This window comes from Vibrio sp. KMM 9700, from assembly GCF_058545285.1.
Window position 1 is genome coordinate 2367398 of sequence record NZ_CM178589.1, and the last position, 24740, is coordinate 2392137.

Genomic DNA, 24740 nt, shown 5'->3' on the forward strand with positions numbered 1-24740 from the left:
ACGACTTTAAATAGGGTGAATGTGTTACTTGAAGCAGTTAGTGTTTTGCTACTTCAATAAATGTACTAAGTTGATGGCTTTGATTCGGCGCTAGTTTGATGCCTTGATCTTTAGCTTGGGCGTGGACAGCCGCCTCGACACAAACCATAGTCATGTAACTATCATCTGCCATATCCGCCATGTTTTTCGATAATTCTTGCCACGGGTTCCAAATTACAGCCGAGTTATCTCCTTGGTTTGAGACCACAATTGTGCGACGATTGAGTCGATCGTGAATACGAATATTCGCTTCAGGATAGGGATAAACGCGATCGGTTTCACGATTAAAACCAAGTAGCTTTTGGCCTTTAAATTTGGCATAAGTATTTAAATTATCAAGGTAGGTCTCACCCATACCAGTGACTAAGGTATGATTGATATCACCAAGATTAAAGTAAGTATGCAGCGCCCCAGAGAAAACCCACTCAGATTCATCTGTGTTGGTCACATCTAAGCTAATTTTAAGCGTTTGTGAGAACTCAAAATTCATTACAAGTTTAAACTTATGTGGCCAAATCTCACGGGTTTGTTCTGTGTCCTCAAGGCCAAGTCTTAATGTGAGTTTGTCGTCAGTTGATTCATGGCTTAATATTTGCCATTCACTGGTACGTGCAAACCCATGAGATGGATTGGCGAGTTTGCCAAACCAAGGCCAACAAACCGGCACGCCACCTCGAATCGCCTTATCTTTTGCAAACTCGGCTTTTTCACTCATCCAAATCACAGGCTTGGCTTCATTACTTGGTTGAAACCAAAGTAAATGCGCACCATGGGTGGCGACACCAGCAGTAAAAAGAGGGTGGTTAATACGCAGGACATCTATGCCTTGATAAGTCACAAGGTCGATATGTTCACAAAGATGTTTAGTTGCTGAAAGAGATTGAAAGTCCATAAGATCTGCCCGGCAGTAAAAATTTAATAATAACAGACATATATTAATATGTTTAATCTATAAAGAAACCATATAAATTAAAAATATTATTATAAGCTATAGCTGATTTTATATATAAATAAAAAGGCGACACTATGGCCGCCTTTAGTATTCGTCTTAAGACAAATCGCTTACTAAGTAAAAATTACTTAGAGATGTGTGCGATTAGGTCAAGAACTTTGTTTGAGTAACCGATTTCGTTGTCGTACCAAGATACAACTTTAACGAAGTTATCAGTTAGAGCGATACCAGCTTTTGCATCAAATACAGAAGTTTGAGTTTCGCCGATGAAGTCTTGAGAAACAACTGCATCTTCAGTGTAACCTAGAACACCTTTTAGTTCGCCTTCTGATGCTTCTTTCATAGCAGCACAGATAGTTTCGTAAGATGCACCGTTTTTAAGGTTAACTGTTAGGTCAACAACAGAAACGTTTGCAGTTGGAACGCGGAAAGCCATACCAGTTAGTTTGCCGTTTACTTCAGGAAGTACAACGCCTACAGCTTTAGCAGCACCAGTTGATGATGGGATGATGTTTTGAGAAGCACCACGACCACCACGCCAGTCTTTCGCAGAAGGACCGTCAACAGTTTTTTGAGTTGCTGTTGTTGCGTGAACTGTAGTCATAAGACCAGATTCGATACCGAACTTGTCGTTAAGAACTTTAGCGATTGGCGCTAGGCAGTTAGTTGTGCAAGATGCGTTAGAAACGATATCTTGACCAGCATAAGTTTCGTGGTTAACACCCATAACGAACATTGGAGTAGCGTCTTTTGAAGGACCAGTTAGAACTACTTTTTTCGCGCCAGCTGTGATGTGTTTACGAGCTGTTTCGTCAGTTAGGAAGATACCTGTTGCTTCAGCTACAACGTCAACACCGATAGCATCCCATTTTAGATCTTCTGGGTTACGCTCAGCTGTTACACGTACAGTTTTACCGTTAACGATTAGGTTACCGTCTTTTACTTCAACAGTGCCATTGAAACGACCGTGAGTTGAATCGTATTTTAGCATGTATGCCATGTAATCTACGTCGATTAGATCGTTAATACCAACAACTTCGATGTTGTCACGCTCAACAGATGCACGGAAAACGAAACGTCCGATACGGCCAAAACCGTTAATACCTACTTTGATAGTCATTGTAGTTGCTCCACAACTTTGAGTTTAATAGAAAAAATAACTGGTAGTAAAATTACAGCTACCAGTGCAATGCTGCAAGAGATAATCCGACTTTAATTGCGAAATGTCAAAAAAAAGTGGTATTTTCTGACTTATTTAACAAAAATCGTTGCTTTTTTCAGCAATTATTACACGAAGTAAAAAATTCAACTCTCGAAACCAGCACCTTGAATCATAGTGTAGCGGATTGATTTCTTTTAGGCAGTAAATTTTATGAAATTATTTTGAAAAATGATTCAAACAAGTTAACTTGTCTTATGTTAGTTGAATAATTGACCATGTTTAAGGTGTGGGTTTGTCGGAAAAAGAAAAAGATTGGAAATCTGAGCTTTCAGAAGAAGCGTATGCAGTGTGTCGGTTAAAGCAAACCGAAAAGGCATTTTCAGGGAAATTTGTCTATCATCACCAAACCGGTATTTATGCGTGCCATTGTTGTGGGCAAGCCTTGTTTGATTCAAATAATAAATATCAAAGCCCATGTGGTTGGCCAACCTTTGATGCACCAATCTCAATTCATGCTTTGGTGTTTGAAGCAGACACCCGTGACAATATGTATCGAATCGAAGTGAAATGCTCTCAATGTGATGCGCATATTGGGCACTTGTTTGCTGATGGTCCCAAAGACACCACAGGGGAGCGTTATTGCGTTAATTCAGTTGCGTTAGATTTTTTAGATAAATAGAAGGATATAAAAGATGACCCAAGCATTAAGCTTAGAAAGCATACTTGAAATGATGGATGAGACGGCTTATCAAAACTTATGTTATGCGGTTGAAACAGGGCGTTGGCAAAATGGCACTAAGCTTACCCCTGAGCAGCGTGATATTTGCATGCAAGCTGTGATGATTTATCAGTCCAAGCACAACCATGATGCCGAGCATATGACAATTGCCGCCGGTGGTGAAATGCACTTAAAATCCAAAGCCGAGCTCAAAAAAGTCTTCAGCGAGCAAGAAGATATCTTTCGCACCAAAGTAGATCATGATTAAAGCTGCCATTTGATTTTATCTATATTCTAGATATAAAAATACCCAACCGCTTTGAATTGCTGAGTTGGGTATTTGCAATACTTTAAATGCTTTTCATGACGTCAATTAATGGCTCATTTCACCACGTAAAATCTCATGCATTTTCACTTTCACTTCTTCATAGCAGAGGTTTTGGCTTAATAAGAAGTGAAGTTTTGCCAGTGCTGCCTCAGGCGTCATATCAAACCCGCTGACCACGCCGGCATGGGCGAGCGCATTGCCGGTGGCATAACCACCCATATTGACTTTACCTGCCAAACATTGGGTTAAGTTCACCACAATTACGCCACGCTCAGAGGCTTCTTTTAAATGCCCTAAAAGCTCGGGATTTTGTGGCGCATTGCCTACGCCAAAGGTAAGCAAAATCATTGCATTAACAGGTTGACGTAAGGTGTTTTTGATCACCTCATGGGAAATCCCTGGATACATGGTAATCACCCCAATTGGTTGAGGCGTAATTTGATGGACCTTGAATTCACCTTGTGGTTTTTTGTCGATTAGCTCAGGGTCACGCACTTGGATGTTGATCCCTGCTTCCAGCAGTGCAGGGAAGTTTGGTGAGGTAAAGGCATTAAAACCGTCAGCGTGTGATTTTGTGCTGCGGTTGCCACGAAGAAGCTGATTATTAAAAAATAACGTCACTTCATTAATTGGATAATTCGCTGCAATATGTAACGCATTCAATAGGTTTGCTTGACCGTCTGAGCGCAGTTGCGCCAATGGGATTTGCGAACCCGTGACAATCACAGGCTTAGCTAAGTTTTCTAGCATAAACGAAAGCGCAGAAGCGGTATACGCCATGGTATCTGTGCCGTGTAAGATCACAAAGCCATCATATTTGTCATAATTGGCTTTAATATCATCGGCAATATGCTGCCAATCGTCGGGCGTCATATCTGATGAATCCATCAAAGGATCATATTCATGCACAGTAAAGTTAGGCATTTCTTCACGATGAAACTCCGGCATCGACTGGAGCTGCTCACTCATAAAACCTTCAGCAGGGATGTAACCATTGGCTGATTTTTTCATCCCAATTGTGCCGCCTGTGTAGGCGATATAAATATGTTTCTTTGTCATGATTTATCCAAAAGACTCGCTAAATTTCGCAAGAGTATACCCAAGTCAAAACTTGAAGTCACTTTAATCAAAAATTGGCCTTTATTTATTCTTAATTTGGAATAATTTTCTAGGCTCGCTCAGTTATTGCTCCAAGCGAGCCGATGAAATTAACAACAATACGAAATTAATTGTCCTTTTCATCCATAATGGCTTGGCGAGTAAAACCGTGATGTTTTGCTAAAAGGGCTTTGGCTGTGATGGCATCGGTTTGAGTCAGGAGCATGACAATCGCAGTTTTACAGTGACCATTGCATGCGTTCAAGGCTATCTCTGCTTCTTCACGGCTGCAATCTGTTGCCTGCATCACGATGCGTTTTTGACGTTCTACTAATTTGGCATTGGTGGCTTCCACATCAACCATTAAATTGCCATAGACTTTACCCGTTTTAATCATCGAAGCTGTGGTCAGCATATTTAAAATAAGCTTTTGCGCAGTGCCTGCTTTCATTCGCGATGAGCCTGTCACTACCTCTGGGCCCACCACAGGTGTGATCGCAATTTCGGCTTCTTTAGTCATTGGGCTTTGTGGGTTACAACTAATTGCTACCACACACGCGCCTTGCGATTTAGCATAGGCCATAGCGCCTAAGACATAAGGCGTGCGACCACTGGCAGCGATGCCAACTAAAACGTCCTTGTGATTAAACTCTAGATCTTTCAAATCTTGCGCGCCAAGATCGCTGTTATCTTCTGCATTTTCAACTGCTTTTAAAATAGCAGGCTTTCCACCAGCAATCAGGCCAACAACTTGCTCAGCAGGCGTGCCGTAAGTCGGTGGGCATTCACTTGCATCTAAAATCCCAAGACGGCCTGAGGTGCCAGCGCCGATGTAAATTAAGCGCCCTTGGTTTTGGAAAGCTTGGCTGATTTTATCGACTGCAAGGGCAATTTGCGGCAAGGTTTGCGCGACTGCATGCGGGACTTGTTTATCTTCATCATTGATCACCTTTAAGATCTCTAGTGTGGATAAGGCATCAATATTGGCGCTATTCGGGTTACGGGTTTCGGTGATCAGAGCATTTAAGTCGATGGACATTGTTGAACCTTTATTATTTTTTAATATATTTATATTCTAAAATTAAATAATTAACTTACTACTTCAGTGGGTATGTAATTAGTATGATTTTAATATTGAAATATAAAACTCATGAATATATCTATATTTGAATTAAATCTTTTTATTTATATATATTTAGATAACTAACCTAAAATAATTTGGTTAAAGGTTAAGCCAAAGAGCCTAGTAAAACTGTGAGCTATCTATCGTAATAATTATTCTAAAATGAGAATAAATAATATTTTTTTTTGAATAATTAAAATTGACTTTTATTTTTTTTGGATACTTGTTAAATTTCATCTTGCATAGCTGTAGATAGTGATTGAGAAAGGAAAAATATGTCGATTTTAGCGCAACTAAGGTATCAAACTGATTCGTTTACGCAAAGTGAGTCAAAAGTTGCCACTTATATTTTAGAGCATTTAGACTCTGTAGTGGAAATGTCTTCGCAAGAATTAGCCGATAGTTGTCAGGTCAGCCAATCAAGCATTGTTAAATTTAGTCAGAAATTAGGCTGTAAAGGTTTTACTGCTTTTAAAATGCTACTCAGCGAAGCCATGGGACGTCAGCAAGCGATCACAGATCGTCGCGTTCTTCTCCATAATCAAATTCAAAAAAATGATACGCTGCAAGATGTTGCGCAGAAATTAACCTTAGAAAAATACGACGCAATTTTACAAACAACGAACCGACTTAATGATCAGGATTTTTATCAAGTTATTGATTGGTTAGATAATGCCACTCGTATACAAGTGACTGCTGTTGGTAATTCTGCCTTAGTTGCTAAAGATCTGTGTTATAAATTACAAAAAATTGGTTTATTTACAGTGTCAGAATATGACACTCATATTCAGATCTCAATGGCGAATACTTTAAATCAAAATGATGTATTGGTTGCGATTTCTTTTTCTGGAGATCGCAATGACGTGGTATTTGCAGCGGAGATAGCCAAACAACATGGAGCTAAAGTGATAGCCTTAACTGGCTGCACATCTAACCCTTTACGTGAAATTGCCGATATCGCGCTAGAAACCCACGCTAGTGAAGAGGGCGTGCGCAGTTCGTCAATTTCTTCACGCACAGCGCAACATACCCTTTGTGACTTAATTTTTCTATCACTGTTGCAACGTCGAGATGAAGATGGGCAACTTTCAAATCTAATCCAAGACACCCAAGGCGTAGTTGATATAGCCTCACGCCGTAAAGGAAAAAAGGCGGAAAAGTAATCCGCCCTTTATCATCATTTCAAGACTAGTTATCTATTTGGCAAACCAAGCAAAAAGCATACTGTCCTTTTGGATCATTTAAGCTTTCAAGTAAATTAGCTTGCGCATCAAGTTGCATAGCCATAGGCTTTATTGCGCTAGGCAGCAGAGCCATGACTTTTGCTTTGGTTTGGGTATTGAAATATGCATCCATAGAACCAAACACTTCTTTAACTAACTCTTGGGTTGGCGTGAGCTCTTTAGTCACCCAATTCAGCTGATAGTTATCCAACTTGGCAAGTTTAGCCGCTTCTACAATTGCAGTATCAAAGTCGCCCAGTTCATCAACGAGGCCTCTTTGTTTGGCATCACGGCCAGTCCAAACGCGTCCTTGAGCTATCTTGTCAACTTCTTCTGGGCTCATGCCACGAGCGTTGGCAACAGATCCAATAAATCTTTGATAGCCATGCTCAATGCCAAGTTGCATCGCTTGTTTTGCGCCATCAGAAAGGCCAGTGGTAAAGCCATCTTTGGAAAATGGGCTCGTGCCTACGCCATCGGTATGTACGCCAATATCATTTAAGATGTTTTCGGCTGTGGTGATCACGCCAAAAATGCCGATTGAACCTGTAATCGTATTTGGCGAAGCAATGATTTTATCTGCGTCCATCGAGATCCAATAACCGCCCGATGCGGCAAGGCTAGACATGGAAACAACAACAGGTTTGCCCGCAGCCTTGATTGCTTGAATTTCATTGCGGATCACCTCGGATGCAAAGGCGCTGCCTCCAGGGCTATCGACACGTAAAATCACAGCTTTGACTTGTGGATTTAAACGTGCACGCTTAAGCAGGGCGGAAGTTGAATCGCCTCCGACGCGGCCAATTGGCTGTTCACCATCTAAAATGGTGCCACGCGCGACAATCACCGCAATATTGCCTTGATTTTGCAAGCTTGGCGCCGTACGTGCTTGATAAGCTTGATAGCCAATCGCTTGCAGTTCGCCTTTTTCAGTTTGACCAAAGGCCTTGATTAGTTCTTGGTTCACTTCTTGACGAGAAGCGAGTTTATCAACCAACTTTAACTCAAGCGCGACTTGCGCGAGATCGCCGTGATGTTTGCTTAAAAGCCCTAAGAGTTCATCTTCGCTTGGCTTTAAGCGCTGCGCATCGATGTTGCGATTTTTTGCAATGTCATCCACATAGCTATCCCACATCTGATTGATCCAAGCAAGCGTTGCTTCTCGCGCAGCAGGAGACATGTCATTGCGGATAAAAGGCTCAACCGCAGATTTGTAGGTGCCAACGCGGAAAATATGCGTGGATAAATCTAGGTTATCGAGTAAGTCTTTATAATATAAACCATAAGCTTGATAACCCTTGAGCAGCACGCCGCCATCTGGCGCTAAGAATATTTGGTCTGCGTTGCTTGCAAGGTAATATTGACTTTGATTATAAAAATCACCTTGCGCATAAACTGGTTTATCGGCTTGCTTAAACTCTTGTATCGCTTTGGCAATATATTTTAGCTTAGTAAGGCTAGTTTCTGGCATTTCACCAAGCTTTAATACGAGGCCGGTAATACTTTCATCATTGGCCGCAGTGCGTATGGTTTGCACGAGATCATAAAGCTTGGTTTCTTTTGGCTGCTCTTGTCCAGATAGGCTTTCAGAGACAGCACTAAAGGCATCGACTTCTTGAGTTTGCTCAACAATTGGGCCATTAATATTCAGCACTAATGCTTGTGGTTTTGGCGTCATTGGCATGCTTGGTTCTTGATTATCAAGAAAATACCCGATCGCAAAAGCAGCAAGTAAGACTAAAAATAAAAGATTAAAAACCGCCATACGTAAAAAGGTGACGATATTCCATATCCCTTTTAAAAAGCGCCCGATGTAGTGAAAAAACTTTTTCATATGTTTACCCAAAAATTGAGAGTGATTTTAGTTATTTACTAATTCTATACTAATAACTTGGTAAATGAGTGCGTTAATGATTAAAAATAAAGACTTAGACACAAGCACTTATTTTAATCATCGCAACTTGGATTTGACAATATTTGAAATTAATTTTCCGAATCTTGAAGCAGTTTGCAATTATTTGAATGAAAATTGACCTAGTTTTAAGTGCGCTTTAGTCTGGTCAGACCAATAAGTCATGCAAGGATACGCAGGCGATGAACTATGAGCATCTGTTAGCACCGCTAGATCTTGGGTTTACCAAGTTACAAAATCGCGTCTTGATGGGGTCAATGCATACTGGCCTTGAAGAGGAAAAAGGCGAACTCAAACAACTTGCTGCATTTTATGAGCAAAGAGCGAAAGCCGGTGTTGGGCTCATCGTAACTGGAGGCTTTGCGCCTAATTTTCGAGGTCGCTTGCATCCTTTAAGCGCTCAATTTAGTCATAGTTGGCATGTTAAAAAGCACCGTGTTGTGACCCAAGCCGTGCATCAATATCCGACCAAAATTGTGCTGCAACTCTTGCATGCTGGGCGTTATGCCATGCATCCTTTACTGCAAAGTGCGAGCGCAGCCAAAGCGCCAATCAATAAATTTACGCCGTTTGCAATGAGCCCACGCCAAATCAAACAAACCATTGCCGATTTTGTTCATTCCGCCAAGCTTGCCAAAGATGCTGGTTATGATGGCGTTGAGATCATGGGATCAGAAGGTTATTTAATTAATCAGTTTATCTGTCAGCGCACCAATATGCGAGAGGATGAATGGGGTGGGTGTTATGAAAACCGAATTCGTTTTGCGCTTGAAATCGTGCGCCAAATGCGCGCCGCCCTTGGGCATAAATTTATTATTATTTTTCGCTTATCTATGCTTGATCTTGTCGAGCAAGGCAGCACATATGAGGAAGTTTTAACTTTAGCCAAGGCTTTGGAAAAAGCAGGCGTCAGTCTACTCAACACTGGGATAGGTTGGCATGAATCACGTATTCCAACCATAGCCACTCAAGTGCCACGTGGCGCCTTTGCTTGGGTGACGCAAAAGCTCAAACATCAAGTTTCGATTCCTTTAATTGCCTGCAACCGAATCAATCATCCTGATGTGGCTGAGCAAATTTTAGCAAGCCAGCAAGCGGATATGGTGTCGATGGCGCGGCCATTTTTAGCTGATCCAGAATTTGTGGCGAAAACTGCTGCAGGCACGCCCGAGCAAATTAATACTTGTATTGCCTGTAACCAAGCTTGCTTAGATAGAGTGTTTCAAGGCAAGCATGCGAGTTGTTTGGTTAATCCTATGGCAGCGCAAGAAATGAAGTGGACACTTACTCATGCCAAGCAGGTATATAACATAGCTGTAGTTGGCGCAGGGCCAGCAGGGCTTAGTTTTGCCACCACTGCTGCGCGCCTTGGACATCAAGTGACCTTATTTGAAAAAAACAATGAGGTGGGCGGGCAGTTTCGTTTAGCGATGCAAATTCCTGGCAAAGAAGAGTTTCGTGAAACCATACGTTATTTCAAACATCAATTAGATATGTATCAGGTTGAGCTCAAATTAGCTGAAGCGGCAGATTGGCAAACCTTATCAGCTTTTGACAAGGTAGTGGTTGCCTCTGGCGTACAGCCAAGGAAAGTTGCAATTGAAGGCGCAGAATCACCCAAGGTAATTGATTATCAAAGTTTTATTCATCAAAAACCAGCTTTAGGAAGCAAGGTGGCGATTATTGGTGCAGGTGGGATAGGCGTGGATATAGCTAGCATGCTGAGTGAAAAATATGCCCAGAATTTGCAAAATTGGCTAGATGAATGGGGCGTTGATACGAGCTTGATGCAGGCAGGAGGAGTCATCGCGCGTGATACCTTAGCCGAGCAAAAGCAGGCAAAATTACAAGCCCAATCGCCACAAATTTGGCTGCTGCAACGCAAAAAAGGGCCGGTTGGCAAAGGACCGGGCAAAACCACAGGCTGGATCCATCGTAAAACCTTGCAACAACGTGGGGTTCATTTGTGGGATGAAGTGAACTATCAAAAAATCGATGAACAAGGCTTGCATATTACGCGCAATGGCGAGTCCATCTTACTTGATGTGGACCAGATTATTTTATGCGCCGGTCAAGAGTCAGTGCGTTTTGCACAAGAGATTTGGCAAGATGAATCTAAAGGCATTTCACAGGCTTGGCAGGATAAAGTTTATGTTATTGGCGGCGCTGATAAAGCAGGTGAACTCGATGCAGCAAGGGCGATTCGGCAAGGTTTTGAACTTGCTTATAAACTCTCATCTTAATCCTTTATTATCAATTTCTTGATACTTTTTAACTGTATATATTTACAGTTTTTGACTTCATTTTTTAGCCAAATGAGTTAAACTTTAAGTTTTGATGATCACTTGAAGTTTAACTCATGTCTATAGCGCGTTTATTTATTGCTGAAAAACCAAGCCTTGGGCGAGCGATTGCCGCGGCTTTGCCAAAACCACACCAAAAACAAAACGGCTATATCCAAGCTGCCAATGGCGATGTGGTGACTTGGTGTATTGGCCATTTGCTTGAACAAGTTGAGCCGGATGCTTATGATCCGCGGTATAAAAAATGGCAGATGCAAGACTTACCTATTATCCCAGATACTTGGCAGCTTAGGCCAAGGGCGAGCGCCAAGTCTCAGCTTAATGTGATCAAAACTTTACTCAAGCAAAAACCGGCGCAAATTATCCATGCTGGGGATCCAGACCGTGAAGGCCAACTTTTGGTTGATGAAGTGATCCATCATTTAAAAGTATCCAAAACCATGCAAGCGAAAATTCAACGTTTGCTGATCAGCGATTTAAACTTTGCCGCAGTTAAACGCTCGCTTTCCGCGATGCGCTCCAATCAAGACTTTATTCCTTTATCTGTTTCTGCGCTCGCGCGCTCACGCGCTGACTGGCTTTATGGGATGAATATGACCCGTGCATATACCTTGCTTGGGCAAAAAGCTGGCTATCAAGGGGTGTTATCGGTTGGGCGGGTGCAAACCCCTGTGCTCGGGCTTGTGGTGCGCCGTGAGATTGAAATCGAAAACTTTAAACCGCATGATTATTATCAACTTGATGCCTTGATCCCATATCAAAATCAGCAGGGTGAAAGCTTTGATATTCGCGCGCGTTGGCAGCCGTCTGAGCATATTAAGCCGCATCAAGATGAAGAAGGGCGGGTTTTAAATAAAGCTTTGGTGGAGCATATCGCCAAGAAAATCCAAAACCAAGCGGCACTCGTTAAAGCCATGACGCAAAAACAAAGCCAACAAGCACCGCCGCTACCGTATGCATTATCTAAACTGCAAATTGAAGCTGCGCGCGCCTTTGGCATGAGCGCCCAACATGTGCTCGATGTTTGCCAAGCTTTATATGAAAAACATAAGCTTATTACTTATCCAAGATCCGACTGCCAATACTTACCCCTTGAGCATCTACAGCAAGCGCCACAGGTGAGCGCTGCGATTGAGCATAATGATCCTCAGCTAGCTAGTTCAGTTTCTGGCGCAAATCTTAGCCTTAAATCAAGCGCTTGGAATGATAGTAAGGTGGATGCGCACCATGGGATCATCCCAACTCCAAGGCAAGTAAATCCACAGCAACTTTCAGACGATGAAAGTAAAATCTATCAAATGATAGCGCGTCAATATTTATATCAGTTTTACCCGAAAGCTGTGTATGCGCATGCACAATTAGACTTTGAGATCCAAGGCGGCTTGTTTATCGCAAAAGGAAGGCAGTTAATCAAACCAGGTTGGCGTGAAATCATGCCAAAATCCAAAGCCAAACAGGAAAAATCTTCCCAAGATCAAGAAGAGTTTGATAAAGTACCTGTGATTGAGAAAGGTTCGCAATTAACTTGCCGTGAAGGAGAAGTTAAAGCCCTGCAAACTGAGCCGCCACGTTATTTCAATGAAGCCAGTTTGCTTCAAGCGATGACTGGGATTGCGCGTTTTGTTCAAGATAAGTCTTTGAAAAAGATTTTAAGAGAGACGGATGGTTTGGGCACTGAGGCAACGCGTGCTGGGATTTTAGATACTTTATTTAAGCGTGCGCTATTAAAGCGTGAGGGCAAACAAGTGCGCGCCACGCAAGCCGGCCGCGGACTCGTCCTCGCTTTGCCTGATCTGGCAAGTTTTCCTGATATGACGGCCCATTGGGAGCATCAGTTACAAGATATGGCTGATAAAAAACAAGCATATCAACCTTTTATGCAGCATTTAAATGAGCAAGTGAGCCAACTCATGGCGCAAGTTCAATCTCAAGATATTCCAATGAGTTTGCGTAACTTGCCGCAAGTCAAACCTAGTTTTAAAAAGAAAAGAACATATAAAAGACGGCCAAGTAAGGCAAAATAGCTGAAATAAAAATACTTCAGATAAATAAAAATACCGAATAAATCAAGGAATTGAAATGAGTCTCATATTAGAATCGATTCGCAGCTTAGGACGTGGCCTTCGAGGTCGTAAGCCTTTGACTCAAACCCAAGCATATGAAGTGATGCGCGCTTATTTGTTGCAAGATAAAGATCAAGATATCGAGCCAATTGGTGATGATCAAATGGCAATGATGCTGATGTTGATGCGCGTGAATGAAGAAACGCCAGCTGAAATTGCAGGTTTTATTCAGGCCTTCCAAGAAGACTTAGAAGAATTGAAAGCTGACATTGATTGGCCTTGTTATTCCGGTAAGCGTGATGAAGCGCCTTGGCATGGTTTAGCTGCAAAAATTTTAGCGAATAATGGCTATAAAGTTTTGCTTCATGGCGGCATAGACAAAAGTGCGCGTCAGCATATTTCGGATTACCTATCCGATCTTGATATCACTCAAGCTGGTGATATGCAAGATGCACAAAGATTACTTGAGACAAACAATATTGCATATTTACCTTTGCAATCTTTCGCGCCAAAAGCGCAACAAATGCTGCTTTGGAAAAACCGTTATGGCTTGCGCACGCCAATCAATACGATGGCGCGAGGACTCAATCCAGGACGCGCAACGTTAGGGATACGTGGCAGTTTTCATCCAGGTTATGGCAAGTTGCATGCGCAGGTGGATCAATTAGTCGATCGCACGAGCTTGAAAGTGGTTTCTTTTAAAGGCCAGCACGGGGAAGCAGAATTTAATCCTAGTGTGAGCCAAAGCGTTTGGCTATCGACCCATGCAGGGGTTGAAGATTTTTATCTTGCTGAGGCAATGCGCGATGACTTGTGCTTGCCAAGTGAGTCCTATTTATCCCAAAGCCGCTTATTCGCATCGCAAAAACAAACGCCAATGCATATTGCTAATGTGATTGTTAGTACGATGACAGTTATTTTATATGCGCAACTTCAAGACCTCGAACAAGCGCAGGGCACAGCGCTTACATATTGGCAGGAGTATTGTGATCAAAACTAATACTTTTGCGGCGCAACCAACATATATATTCAAGATAAGGTTATTTCATGTCAGCCAAACAGGACATATCACAAGATACTGATTTAGAACACAATCCAGCACCAGCTGAAACAAAATCGACATCCCCAAGTAAGCAAGATTTTGTGGCGATTTTTACGGTTGTCTTTTTGCCAATGTTTTTGGCTGCGGTGGATCAAACCTTACTTGCTACGGCGACACCTTCAATAGTGAAAGACTTAGGCGGGCTACAGTCTGCTTCTTGGATAGCCATTGGTTATTTGCTTGCCGGCGCTGCCACAGTGCCGATTTATGGCTGGATGGGGGATCGCTTTGGGCGCCGTAATATGTTGATGTTTGCGCTGGTGGTTTTTTCTATTGGCTCAGCGGTTGCAGGCTTGGCAGACTCTATGCTCACACTTGTGATTGGACGTGTGATTCAAGGCATAGGGGGGGGCGGTTTGATGAGTCTCTCGCAAGCCTTAATTGGTGAGCTTATTCCGCCGCGTGAACGTGCTCGTTTCCAAGGTTACTTTTCTTCTTTGTTTGCGCTTTCAAGTGTATCTGGCCCTGTGATTGGCGGCTTAGTCGTGACCCATTTATCTTGGCCTTGGCTATTTTGGGCAAACATTCCCTTGGCTGCTTACGCAATTTATCGTTTAAGAAGATTGCCGGTTAAAAAGTTCTCTGGCGAAGCGCGTAAAGTAGATTGGTGGGGCTTAATGCTGTTTCCTATTTGCGTGACCTTGATGATTTATTGGTTATCTTCAGGTGGTCATGAGTTTGATTGGCAATCTGTGGAAAGTTTTTGGGTGATTGGCATTAGCCTTAGCTTTGCACTTATTTTGGCCGTTCAGCAACGTAAAACTTCGGTTTCTTTTTTGCCGCTTGAGTTATTAAAGCGCCGTGAAATTCATGTGCCGTTAACCTCATCCTTCTTATTTGCAGCTTGCTTATTTGCGATGATCTTTTTCTTGCCAATTTATCTGCAACTGGGTCTTGGCGCTAATGCTGCCTATTCTGGCTTGTTACTCTTGCCTTTAACCACTGGGATTATCACAGGCTCTTATATTACGGGTAAATTAATTGCTAAAACTGGCGTGCCAAAACCTATCCCTGTGGTTGGCATGAGCATAACCAGTATCGGTTTTGTATTACTTGGCATCAGTACGCCATCACCAGCTTTAACCGGCGGCTTGGGGCTGTTGTGCGGCCTTGGTCTTGGTACTGTGATGCCATCGACTCAAATTTTGATTCAAACTGTTGCCGGCAAAGCAAACCTTGGGCGTATTACTGCGATGGCATCTCTTGGGCGCTCATTGGGCGCAGCTGTCGGCACCGCTTTATTTGGGACGCTGACTTATTCATTGATCCCAGGCTTTGATGCGACTTCGACCATTGAAACCTTACTCACGGGTCCAAAAGATGTGATTATCAATGCATTCCAAACAGGCTTTTTAGTTGCAGGTGGGGTGGCATTTTTATGTGTTCTCAATGCGGCGCGTGCGCCAAGAGTATCATTGGATGATTATAAGTTTTAATTAATTTGCTGAAGTCTTAAGGCATTTATTAAGCATAAAAAAACACCAACTCAGATTTTACTTTGAGTTGGTGTTTTTGTATCTCTACTCATGAGAACTCGCTAAAAGATAATCAATAGCGAGTATCAATGCATCAGTCTTTCTTAGTAAGCGTCGTTGTGAACCGCTTTAACTGCGCGGCCAGAAGGATCCGCGTTATCTTTAAATGACTCATCCCATTCAATTGCTTTGGCAGATGAACATGCCACTGACGGGCCACCCGGTACACATTGCGCAGCGCTTTCTAGTGGGAACAACTCACTGAAGATCTCACGGTACACATAGCCTTCTTTGGTTGTTGGCGTGTTGTATGGGAACTTGAATTTTGCGTTTTCAAGTTGTTGATCTGTCACTTTCTCTTCCGCTTGCTCTTTTAGCGAGTCAATCCAGCCATAGCCAACGCCATCCGAGAATTGCTCTTTTTGACGCCATGCAACAGATTCAGGCAGATAATGCTCAAAACACTCACGAACAATGTGTTTCTCCATCTTGCCGTTGCCACACATTTTGTCTTCAGGGTTAAGACGCATCGCCACATCGATAAATTCTTTATCAAGGAAAGGTACGCGGCCTTCAACGCCCCAAGCTGCCAATGATTTGTTTGCACGCGCACAGTCAAACATGTTTAAAGCAAGTAGCTTACGGACTGTTTCTTCATGGAATTCTTTTGCATCAGGTGCTTTATGGAAATACAGATAACCACCAAATAGCTCATCTGCGCCTTCGCCAGAAAGAACCATCTTAATGCCCATGGCTTTGATCTTACGCGCCAATAGGAACATAGGTGTTGAGGCGCGAATCGTGGTCACATCATAAGTTTCAATGTGATAAATCACGTCACGGATAGCATCCAAACCTTCTTGAACGGTATAAGTCATTTCATGGTGAACCGTGCCAAGTTTATCGGCAACGTCACGCGCAGCTTTTAGATCAGGCGCACCTTCAAGACCAATTGCAAAAGAGTGCAGTTGTGGCCACCAAGCTTGTGACTGTTCATCGTCTTCGATACGTTTAGCTGCAAAGCGTTTTGCAATCGCAGAAGTGATAGAAGAATCAAGACCACCAGAAAGCAATACGCCATAAGGTACATCTGTCATCAATTGACGCTTCACTGCTTCTTCTAGCGCCGCAGTCAGTTCTTCTTTACTTGAAAGGTTGCCTTTTACTGCGTTGTATTCCATCCAATCACGTTCATAATAACGTTTTGGCTCTGCCATGCCTGAGCTATAAAAACTTCCCGGTGGGAATTCGCTGACTGTTTTACAAACAGGAACAAGGGCTTTCATTTCTGATGCGACGTAGTAGTTACCGTGTTCATCATAGCCTTGATAAAGTGGGATGATACCAATGTGATCACGACCGACAAGGTAAGTGTCTTTTTCTTCATCATACAAGACAAAAGCAAAAATACCGTTTAGCTCTTCAAGCAAATCTTCACCCATTTCTTGGTAAAGGGCTAAGATAACTTCACAATCCGATTCGGTTTGAAAGTCAAATTTGTCGGCATAACGTGCGCGAATTTCTTTGTGGTTATAGATCTCACCGTTAACCGCTAGGATATGTTTTTTATCAGAGCTATAAAGCGGCTGCGCACCTGAATTTAAACCTACAATTGCCAAACGCTCATGCGCTAAAATAGCATTTTTCGAAGCATAAATACCTGACCAGTCTGGGCCACGGTGGCGAAGTTTTTTGGACATTTCAAGCGCCACAGGGCGCAAGGTTTCGACATCTGTTTTAAGATCTAAAATACTAAAAATTGAGCACATATTATTTCCTTATTCCCTTGTCACTTGAAGGGTTCAAGCGCAAGTGGTTATTGTATTGTGTTAGCAGTGTTGTGTTTGCTTATGTATCCAATGTGCCACGCTGTGCAAAAAAAGCAATGCCCTTACATGAATTAATTAATAAAAAACGCACTAAGATAGATAAAATCTAACCTTTGTGCATTTTTATTAGATAATTTTTAATGATGGTGATTTTTTGTTCACGTTTACTTGTTTTGCGTCACCTCTTCAAGCAAAGAAGATTGTGTACTTTGGGTTTCAAGATCCCATTCACCTGCTTGCCACTCACCGCTTTGCATTGGCGAGAAGTTAGGTTTGAGTTCTTCATATACGTGACGCGCGAAACCAGCGCCGGCTTCATGATAAATGTTATATGCGGCATCGACGCCATTCTCACACAGGCTTTGAACTTGGTCTGGGTATTCCGCAATCGCAGCAATTTTGCCCTGATAATCACGCAACTGAAGTTGATCGATAACATTTTGGTTGGCTTTATTGTGCGGCATTGATAAAAGCACGAGCTTGACGTTGGCGGTATCTAAAATACGTGCCCAAAAATCAGAATCAGTTGCATCACCTTGGATCACGTTACGTCCATGAATTTTATGTTGATGAACCAGTTCATCACGCATTTCAATGCCAAGGCAAATTTTACCAAAGCGGGTACGCAGTTCATCATAAGCACCCGTACCAATACGTCCCATACCTAAAATAAGTACTTGCGCGTTGCCTGGGTTAATACGTTGATCAACCACATGCAGTTTTTCATCTGTATGTTCTTTGAGGCGTTTTGCCATGTATTCATAAATCGTATTGGCTAAGTTATTTAGCGGTGCTGCGAGAATAAAACTCATCGAAACGGTTAAGGCGATAGTCGCCAGTAGCTCGCCCGGTAACCAACCATATTTATATGCAATTCCAGCAACGATTAAGCCAAACTCACTAAAGTTAGTTAAGGTTAAGCTAGTTAAAAGGCTAGTGCGCACACGAAAGCGGAAGAAATTGGTGCAATAGAAATACAAAATCGTTTTAAATGGCAAGAGTAGAAGCAGCAATAAAGCCATTAAAAAGGAGTCTAGGTGAGGCGGTTGTGCAAGGCCGATATTTAAGAAAAAGCAGACTAAAAATAGCTCTTTAATATTAAATAATGCCTTGGAAAGCTCTGAAGATTTTGCATGTCCCGCAAGCAGCATGCCTAAGATAAGCGCGCCAAGATCGGGTTTCATGCCAACTAGCTCAAACAGGCCTGCACCCATCACAAGCGCCATAAAAAAGCCATATAAGACTAGCATTTCGCCATGCCCAGATTTTTCCAATAAGCGATAGAAAATAGGGCGTACAAAAGGCAAGATAAATAAGAAGATTGCCGTCCAATGTGGGATTTTACCTGTCGATGCAGTTAAAAAGAGCACGGCAATGATGTCTTGCATGACCAAAATACCAATCGCTATTTTTGCAAAGTTGGCATTCATGGTGCCGTGTTCTTGCAAGTTCTTGATTGCAAAAACAGTACTTGAGAAAGACAAGGCAAAACCAAGTAAGGCTAATTGATAAATTTCAAGACCTGCAAACATGCTAAGGCCAAGATATTTAAAGCAAATTAAGGCTAAGGTGAAAAATGCGGTGGTGGCAAGGTTATGGATACTCGCATTGAGCCAAATCTCTTTTTTGAGCAAAGAGCTGACATCAAGTTTTAAACCTATGGTGAAGAGTAATAATGTGACCCCAAGATTGGCTAAGCCTTCAATTAGATCCGTTGAGGCATAGCCTGCACTAGCCAGTCCGAAGCCGGCAATAAGAAAGCCGACTAAAGGAGGTAAATAGCATTTTTGGGCTAAAAAACCAGCCGCATAGGCCACAATAATAAAAGTGAGAAATTCCATATTAACCTTAAAAGTATCCTTATCAATAACTTAGATATAAGCCTTGGCTTGAAAAGGACATTTTATACTGAAACTTCTACTTCACAAATGATATTCGTATCAGTTTCAGAGATTTATATTTGTCTCATGGGTCTCATTGAGCAATTTTAGGAGTAGCTCACCATTTAGCATGGCACGTTTGATTAGGGCAAATGCAGCAATACTTGGCTGAGTATAGAGCTGGGATTCGGTCAGACTTAAATCTTTGGCAAAAGCATGTAAGGCTTGATGCGCTAAACTGCGATGAATGGCATCAAAGACGATTTCTTTGGCGAGAATAATATCACCGGCAATGACTATTTTTTGCGGGTTCAAAAGGTTTACTGTCATGGCCAAGACTTTGCCTATCTGCTCACCTACATAGACGAGCATATTACGAGCTAAAGGATCGCCATCTTGTGCATGCTGACAAATCACTTTCATGTTGATCTCATGCTCATCGTGCAAGCTAGTTGGGTAGCCGTTTTGAATTTGTTCTTCGATATAAGCAATCATCGCAGGCTCTGTGGCGATGGTTTCAAGGCAGCCATAATTGCCACACTGGCAACGCTTGCCTAGCGGATCCACTTGGATATGACCGAGCTCCCCCACGTTTTGCTTATGGCCTAAAAAGACATTGCCATCGACGATGATCCCAGAGCCTGTACCGCGATAAATACTCACAACAATCGAGTCTTGGCAATCTTGCGTCGCACCAAAATAATGCTCAGCTAAAGCAAGGCCACGAATATCATTACCAATAAATACGCTGATATCAAAGGCAGCTTGCAGCTCTTGCGCCAGCGGCCAATCTGAAACTTGGATATTTGGCATATACTCAACAATCCCAGTATTGGGGTTGATAAGCCCTGGCATCACCAAACCGATAGCAATTAATTCATTGATATTTTTAATGTTTGTATCAAGAAAGCGTTGAATATGGTCAACTAAGCCATGCGCCAGTTGGGCTTGATCTTGATATAAAAAGGATTGACGCTCACCAAGCAAATAGCTGCCACTTAGATCATAAAGGCCGATTTCAATATCATCACGACCAAGGCGAATGGCAATAGTGTGAAAGTTTTGAGTCGAAGTGGTGAGTGATATAGCACGGCGACCACCGGTTGAGGCTTGATGCGCGACTTCTTTAATTAGGCCACGTTCAAGCAATTGACGGGTAATTTTGGTAACACTGGCAGGGGCAAGTTGACTGGCTTCGGCAACTTGAATACGAGAAATAGGACCATGTTTGTCTATCTGGCGATAAACCGCAGCACTATTAAGCTGTTTGACTAAGTCAATGTTACCAATTTTCCCATCGGTCATGCTTTTCCCTGCCTTGCTTGATTAAATTTTTATGTATAAGGAATATATTCCCCATTATCCACAACCGCAAGCAGTTGAAAAGCCTCTTTTACATTTGAGCTTGGCGTAAATATTGCTAAATTCGCAATATAGCCAGCTTTTATTTGTCCAAGCTTGTGATCTTGTTTAATCGCGCGCGCTGGATAGAGGGATGCCATACGAATAGCTTCAGGCAGAGGTAAACCAACATGATGTACAGTATTGGCAACCGCTTCAAGCATAGTGAGAGCTGAACCGCCTAGGGTGCCATTTTCATCAATGCATTTGCCATCTTTATAATAAACCGTCTGGCCAACAAAATTAAAGGATTCAATGTCAGCGCCAGCAGGGGCAGTTGCATCGGTAACGAGCACAAGTTTGTCAGCTTTGACACGGTGCGCAATACGGATATTGGCATAATCGACATGAAAGCCATCAGCAATGACGCCGGTGTAAACTTCAGGCGTATCATAAATTGCGCCGACCATACCAGGATCGCGGCCTGTGATTTGGCTCATGGCATTAAAAAGGTGAGTCGCAAAACCAATCCCTGCAGCAAAACCTTGGCGTGCTTCTTGATAGGTTGCATTGGTATGCCCTGCAGAAACTAAAATTCCAGCTTGAGTTAAGGCTTGGATGGTTTGTGGGTCGTTTTTCTCTGGTGCAAGTGTTACCTTCGCAATCACATCGGCATTGGCGCACAATAAGTCGATCATTTCTTGGTTTGGCGTGCGCACAAATTCAGGGTTATGAATGCCTTTTTTAGCTAAGTTTAAATAAGGTCCTTCAAGGTGCAGGCCAAGTGACTGGTTTGGGTATTTAGTTTGATACGCACGCGCCACTTCAATTGCTTGGCGCATGTCTGCATCACTTGCAGTAATAAAAGTAGGTAAAAAGCTCGTACAACCTGATTTTAGGTTGGCTTGATGCATAATCTCAAGCGCCGACTCACTAATGTCATCATTAAACATCACGCCACCACAACCATTGAGTTGCAGATCGATGAACCCTGCGCTTACCGTTGCGCCTTGAAGATCTTTCGTTGGCAGTGTTGGATCAAGCTCGCTTTGGCGTAATATTTCTTTGATTTGAGTGCCTTGGATGACAATTGCATGCTCAGTTAAAATATCATGCGCGGTATAAATAATGCCATTGGTGAGTGCGTACATGTCTTTTCCTTTATTCTTATAATCTATCCGTATTATAACCATGCGTGGTGTAATATACTCGTCATATTTCAAGCTATCTCACATTTAAGTGCAAGACTTCATATGCTTACATCAAGATATTTATCACAACGCACGGTTAAAATACATTCATAAAAGATATGAATTAGATTTTATAGTCCTTTAATATTTTGCGCTTCAAGCTCACTGAAGTATTTCACTGTTTTCACTTTTAGCTCACCGGTGGATGGTTCGTCACAAACCAGCACAGCTTTTGGATGAAGTTGTAGCGCTGTGACTGTCCATAAGTGGTTCACACTACCTTCAACAGCCGCTTGCAGGGCTTGCGCTTTATTGTGGCCTGTGATCAAAATTAACACTTCTTTGGCATCAAGTAGGGTGCCAACACCGATAGTCAGAGCATATTTAGGCACTTGACTCACATCATCTTCAAAAAAGCGTGAATTCGCGATGCGCGTATCTTCCGTTAGGGTTTTAATGCGCGTGCGTGATGCCAAAGATGAGCCCGGTTCATTAAATGCAATATGACCATCATTACCCACACCGCCCATGAAAAGATCAATGCCGCCTAACGCTTTCATTTTTTCTTCGTATTCACGGCAGACTTTTTCATGATCATCTGTCGTGCCATCTAAAAGGTTGATGTTTTCTTCTTGGATATCAACGTGGTTGAAGAAGTTTTGATACATAAAAGTGCGGTAAGACTCAGGGTGATCCGCTGGCAAGCCAACATACTCATCCATATTGAAAGTGATCACATGCTTAAAGCTGACTTCACCAGCTTGATGTAAACGAATTAATTCTTTGTAGGTTTCAAGTGGCGTACTACCTGTTGGTAGGCCTAGTACAAAAGGCTTATCGGCTGTTGGTGCAAATTGGTTAATACGATATACGATATGACGTGCAGCCCAGCAACCCACTTGATGTTTATTTTGAACAGGGATCAGTCTCATTTTTTTGCCTTTTACTTATAGGAATTGAATTGTTATTTTTTATAATAAAATAAGTTTTATGCCAAGGCTAGTTTTTGTGCGAATTTTTTTTGCAATACGATCGGTTTTAACAATAAATGTGCTTTACATCTCAAAAATAAGTAACAAAAAGCATCTTTTGTGAACTAAGATTAGAAAATGAGTTATACATATTTCGACATTAAAAATAAGTATGTGTTTAATGAAATAGAGTAGAATACTCGGTTAATAACATAAGCTATGATCCAATTGAAGGCTTTCGTGATAAGGCAAAGATTTTTGGTCAAAGATAATAATAATATAGCATCAAATCCACAGGAGGATTTAGGATGGATGTTTTAGGATATGCGCAGCGACTCGGTAAAGCGCTAATGTTACCGATTGCAACTTTACCGGTTGCAGCTCTGTTACTACGTTTAGGTCAGCCTGATCTTTTCGATGTGGCATTTATTGCGGAGGCAGGTAATGCAATTTTTGCCAACTTGCCACTTTTATTTGGTCTAGGGATTGCGATTGGTTTATCTAAAGATGGCTCAGGCGCAGCAGGTCTTGCTGGGGCTGTCGCTTACTTTGTTTTAACGGCGACCACTAAAACCATTAACGCTGATGTAAATATGTCTTTCTTCGGCGGTATTTTTGCCGGGATCATTGCCGGCCACTCCTATAACGCGTTTAGCGACACACGTTTACCTGAATGGCTCGCTTTCTTCTCTGGCAAACGCTTAGTGCCGATTATGGCGGGTTTGTTTGCTTTGGTTGCTGGCGCAGTCTTTGGCGTCATTTGGCCTTTTGCTCAAACCGGCTTAGATAACTTAGCACATGGCATTTCACAAGCTGGCGCCTTTGGTCAATTCCTCTTTGGTAGCTTAAACCGCGCCTTAATTCCTGTTGGTTTGCACCATGTATTCAACTCCTTCTTCTGGTTTGGTATGGGCACGTGTCAGCAAATTATGGTAACTGGCACTGGCGCATTTGAAGGCATTAGCCAACTTTGTGTGGATCCTGCGCTGGCGAAAACCTTAGTCGTTGGCCAAGAGCATACCTTCCAGTTTGCTAATTCAGTAACGCCTGAAATCACAGCTGTAGTAAACAGCGTGACAGATGTAGTGAAAAATGGTGACTTGAACCGCTTCTTTGCAGGCGACAAGAGTGCGGGCGTCTTTATGACGGGCTTCTTCCCTATCATGATGTTTGGTTTACCAGGCGCTGCGCTAGCAATGTACTTAGCTGCGCCAGCTGAGCGTCGCCACCAAGTCGGTGGGGCATTGTTCTCTGTTGCATTTTGTGCTTTCCTAACCGGTATCACAGAGCCAATTGAGTTCATGTTTGTCTTCCTTGCGCCGGTTTTATACTTCATTCATGCGATTTTCACAGGTCTTTCTTTTGTGATTGTTAACATGCTTGGCGCGCTGCATGGCTTTGGTTTCTCTGCCGGTATGATTGACTTTGCATTGAACTATGGTTTGGCAACTAAGCCGCTGATGATTATTGTGGTTGGTTTGGCCTTCTTTGTGCTTTACTTCTTAACCTTTACATTTGCGATTCGTACTTTCAATCTCAAATCACCTGGTCGTGAAGATCAAAGCGCGGCAGAAGTTGCTGCGGCAAATAAGAATGCGAAAGGTGTCGCGAAAGAGCCGCTACAAGAAGCGCGTCAATATGCGAAAGCACTTGGTGGACTTGAAAACTTTGAAAATATTGATGCTTGTATCACACGTTTGCGTTTAACCTTAAAAGATCGCACTTTAATTGATGAAGCTGCATTGAAAAAGCTTGGCGCAAAAGGGGTGGTGAAACTTGGCGAGAAAAACCTACAAGTAATTTTAGGCCCACAAGCAGAGATTATTGCTGGAGAAATTAAGCAAATTCCAGCAGGTGATGACTTAGCTGATGTGAAATTGCCAGAATAAGCAATTATCTAGCATAGCAATATAAAAATGAAAGGCTGATCACTGACTTGTGGTTGGCCTTTTTTGGCTAAGTGTGAATACTTGGGCATTAATAAGCCAATTGATAAGACAAAACGAAATAGAAGCTAACTAAATCTTGTCA

At 42.4% G+C, this 24740-nt stretch carries 18 protein-coding genes; 8 read left to right on the plus strand and 10 right to left on the minus strand.

Going from position 1 to position 24740, the window contains the following annotated elements:
* Window positions 1–37 precede the first annotated feature (37 nt).
* Complete coding sequence (locus AC2VOY_RS10550; RefSeq protein WP_491831307.1) at window positions 38–931, minus strand: D-hexose-6-phosphate mutarotase; 894 nt, start codon at window positions 929–931, stop codon at window positions 38–40.
* A 184-nt stretch (window positions 932–1115) separates the two neighbouring features.
* Complete coding sequence (gene gap / locus AC2VOY_RS10555; RefSeq protein WP_491831308.1) at window positions 1116–2111, minus strand: type I glyceraldehyde-3-phosphate dehydrogenase; 996 nt, start codon at window positions 2109–2111, stop codon at window positions 1116–1118.
* Window positions 2112–2439: 328 nt separating this feature from the next.
* Between gap and msrB the strand changes: the two genes are divergently transcribed.
* Window positions 2440–2832 carry a peptide-methionine (R)-S-oxide reductase MsrB gene (gene msrB, locus AC2VOY_RS10560; protein ID WP_491831309.1) on the plus strand — a complete coding sequence of 131 codons (393 nt, stop codon included), beginning with the start codon at window positions 2440–2442 and terminating at the stop codon, window positions 2830–2832.
* 13 nt (window positions 2833–2845) lie between these two features.
* A complete protein-coding gene (locus AC2VOY_RS10565) occupies window positions 2846–3139 on the plus strand; it encodes a YeaC family protein (protein ID WP_491831310.1) in 294 nt (97 codons plus the stop codon).
* A 105-nt stretch (window positions 3140–3244) separates the two neighbouring features.
* Here AC2VOY_RS10565 and ansA read toward each other — a convergent pair whose 3' ends face one another.
* Both ansA and murQ read right to left on the minus strand, forming a co-directional pair.
* Window positions 3245–4258, minus strand: coding sequence for an asparaginase (ansA, locus tag AC2VOY_RS10570; protein WP_491831312.1), 1014 nt, complete (start codon window positions 4256–4258; stop codon window positions 3245–3247).
* A gap of 166 nt (window positions 4259–4424) precedes the next feature.
* Window positions 4425–5336: an N-acetylmuramic acid 6-phosphate etherase gene (murQ, locus tag AC2VOY_RS10575; RefSeq protein WP_491831314.1), complete on the minus strand. Its 912-nt coding sequence runs from the start codon at window positions 5334–5336 to the stop codon at window positions 4425–4427.
* A 359-nt stretch (window positions 5337–5695) separates the two neighbouring features.
* On the opposite strand from murQ, the gene AC2VOY_RS10580 reads away from it, so the two are divergent.
* A complete protein-coding gene (locus tag AC2VOY_RS10580; RefSeq protein ID WP_491831315.1) occupies window positions 5696–6583 on the plus strand; it encodes a MurR/RpiR family transcriptional regulator in 888 nt (295 codons plus the stop codon).
* 25 nt (window positions 6584–6608) lie between these two features.
* Here the strand turns inward: AC2VOY_RS10580 and sppA are convergent, their stop codons facing one another.
* A complete protein-coding gene (gene sppA, locus AC2VOY_RS10585; RefSeq protein ID WP_491831316.1) occupies window positions 6609–8477 on the minus strand; it encodes a signal peptide peptidase SppA in 1869 nt (622 codons plus the stop codon).
* A gap of 260 nt (window positions 8478–8737) precedes the next feature.
* Between sppA and AC2VOY_RS10590 the strand changes: the two genes are divergently transcribed.
* The 4 genes from AC2VOY_RS10590 to AC2VOY_RS10605 all read left to right on the plus strand — a co-directional run bounded on the left by AC2VOY_RS10590 (window position 8738) and on the right by AC2VOY_RS10605 (window position 15459).
* Entirely contained in the window at window positions 8738–10798 is a 2061-nt protein-coding gene (locus tag AC2VOY_RS10590) for an oxidoreductase (RefSeq protein WP_491831318.1), read from the plus strand.
* A 122-nt stretch (window positions 10799–10920) separates the two neighbouring features.
* A complete protein-coding gene (locus tag AC2VOY_RS10595; protein ID WP_491833077.1) occupies window positions 10921–12882 on the plus strand; it encodes a DNA topoisomerase III in 1962 nt (653 codons plus the stop codon).
* A 55-nt stretch (window positions 12883–12937) separates the two neighbouring features.
* Window positions 12938–13921, plus strand: coding sequence for a glycosyl transferase family protein (locus AC2VOY_RS10600; RefSeq protein WP_491831319.1), 984 nt, complete (start codon window positions 12938–12940; stop codon window positions 13919–13921).
* 173 nt (window positions 13922–14094) lie between these two features.
* Window positions 14095–15459: an MDR family MFS transporter gene (locus AC2VOY_RS10605; RefSeq protein WP_491833078.1), complete on the plus strand. Its 1365-nt coding sequence runs from the start codon at window positions 14095–14097 to the stop codon at window positions 15457–15459.
* Window positions 15460–15602: 143 nt separating this feature from the next.
* Here AC2VOY_RS10605 and asnB read toward each other — a convergent pair whose 3' ends face one another.
* From asnB to nagB, 5 genes are all read right to left on the minus strand, one after another.
* Complete coding sequence (gene asnB / locus AC2VOY_RS10610; protein ID WP_491831320.1) at window positions 15603–17267, minus strand: asparagine synthase B; 1665 nt, start codon at window positions 17265–17267, stop codon at window positions 15603–15605.
* 224 nt (window positions 17268–17491) lie between these two features.
* Window positions 17492–19168 (minus strand): cation:proton antiporter domain-containing protein, encoded by a 1677-nt coding sequence (locus tag AC2VOY_RS10615; protein WP_491831321.1) that lies wholly within the window; start codon window positions 19166–19168, stop codon window positions 17492–17494.
* 105 nt (window positions 19169–19273) lie between these two features.
* Window positions 19274–20512 carry an ROK family protein gene (locus AC2VOY_RS10620; protein ID WP_491831322.1) on the minus strand — a complete coding sequence of 413 codons (1239 nt, stop codon included), beginning with the start codon at window positions 20510–20512 and terminating at the stop codon, window positions 19274–19276.
* A gap of 29 nt (window positions 20513–20541) precedes the next feature.
* Complete coding sequence (nagA, locus tag AC2VOY_RS10625; protein WP_491831324.1) at window positions 20542–21699, minus strand: N-acetylglucosamine-6-phosphate deacetylase; 1158 nt, start codon at window positions 21697–21699, stop codon at window positions 20542–20544.
* Between the two features lie 170 nt (window positions 21700–21869).
* Entirely contained in the window at window positions 21870–22670 is an 801-nt protein-coding gene (gene nagB, locus AC2VOY_RS10630) for a glucosamine-6-phosphate deaminase (RefSeq protein ID WP_491831325.1), read from the minus strand.
* A 347-nt stretch (window positions 22671–23017) separates the two neighbouring features.
* On the opposite strand from nagB, the gene nagE reads away from it, so the two are divergent.
* Window positions 23018–24598: an N-acetylglucosamine-specific PTS transporter subunit IIBC gene (gene nagE / locus AC2VOY_RS10635; RefSeq protein ID WP_491831326.1), complete on the plus strand. Its 1581-nt coding sequence runs from the start codon at window positions 23018–23020 to the stop codon at window positions 24596–24598.
* Window positions 24599–24740: the final 142 nt, after the last annotated feature.

Bases quoted from the DNA above. Each gene is read 5' to 3' on its own strand.
- AC2VOY_RS10615 (WP_491831321.1), bottom strand. From the start codon at position 19,168: ATGGAATTTCTCACTTTTATTATTGTGGCCTATGCGGCTGGTTTTTTA.
- AC2VOY_RS10550 (WP_491831307.1), bottom strand. From the start codon at position 931: ATGGACTTTCAATCTCTTTCAGCAACTAAACATCTTTGTGAACATATC.
- AC2VOY_RS10605 (WP_491833078.1), top strand. From the start codon at position 14,095: ATGTTTTTGGCTGCGGTGGATCAAACCTTACTTGCTACGGCGACACCT.
- AC2VOY_RS10590 (WP_491831318.1), top strand. From the start codon at position 8,738: ATGAACTATGAGCATCTGTTAGCACCGCTAGATCTTGGGTTTACCAAG.
- AC2VOY_RS10580 (WP_491831315.1), top strand. From the start codon at position 5,696: ATGTCGATTTTAGCGCAACTAAGGTATCAAACTGATTCGTTTACGCAA.
- murQ (WP_491831314.1), bottom strand. From the start codon at position 5,336: ATGTCCATCGACTTAAATGCTCTGATCACCGAAACCCGTAACCCGAAT.
- AC2VOY_RS10565 (WP_491831310.1), top strand. From the start codon at position 2,846: ATGACCCAAGCATTAAGCTTAGAAAGCATACTTGAAATGATGGATGAG.
- ansA (WP_491831312.1), bottom strand. From the start codon at position 4,258: ATGACAAAGAAACATATTTATATCGCCTACACAGGCGGCACAATTGGG.
- nagE (WP_491831326.1), top strand. From the start codon at position 23,018: ATGGATGTTTTAGGATATGCGCAGCGACTCGGTAAAGCGCTAATGTTA.
- AC2VOY_RS10620 (WP_491831322.1), bottom strand. From the start codon at position 20,512: ATGACCGATGGGAAAATTGGTAACATTGACTTAGTCAAACAGCTTAAT.
- sppA (WP_491831316.1), bottom strand. From the start codon at position 8,477: ATGAAAAAGTTTTTTCACTACATCGGGCGCTTTTTAAAAGGGATATGG.
- gap (WP_491831308.1), bottom strand. From the start codon at position 2,111: ATGACTATCAAAGTAGGTATTAACGGTTTTGGCCGTATCGGACGTTTC.
- AC2VOY_RS10600 (WP_491831319.1), top strand. From the start codon at position 12,938: ATGAGTCTCATATTAGAATCGATTCGCAGCTTAGGACGTGGCCTTCGA.
- asnB (WP_491831320.1), bottom strand. From the start codon at position 17,267: ATGTGCTCAATTTTTAGTATTTTAGATCTTAAAACAGATGTCGAAACC.
- nagB (WP_491831325.1), bottom strand. From the start codon at position 22,670: ATGAGACTGATCCCTGTTCAAAATAAACATCAAGTGGGTTGCTGGGCT.
- nagA (WP_491831324.1), bottom strand. From the start codon at position 21,699: ATGTACGCACTCACCAATGGCATTATTTATACCGCGCATGATATTTTA.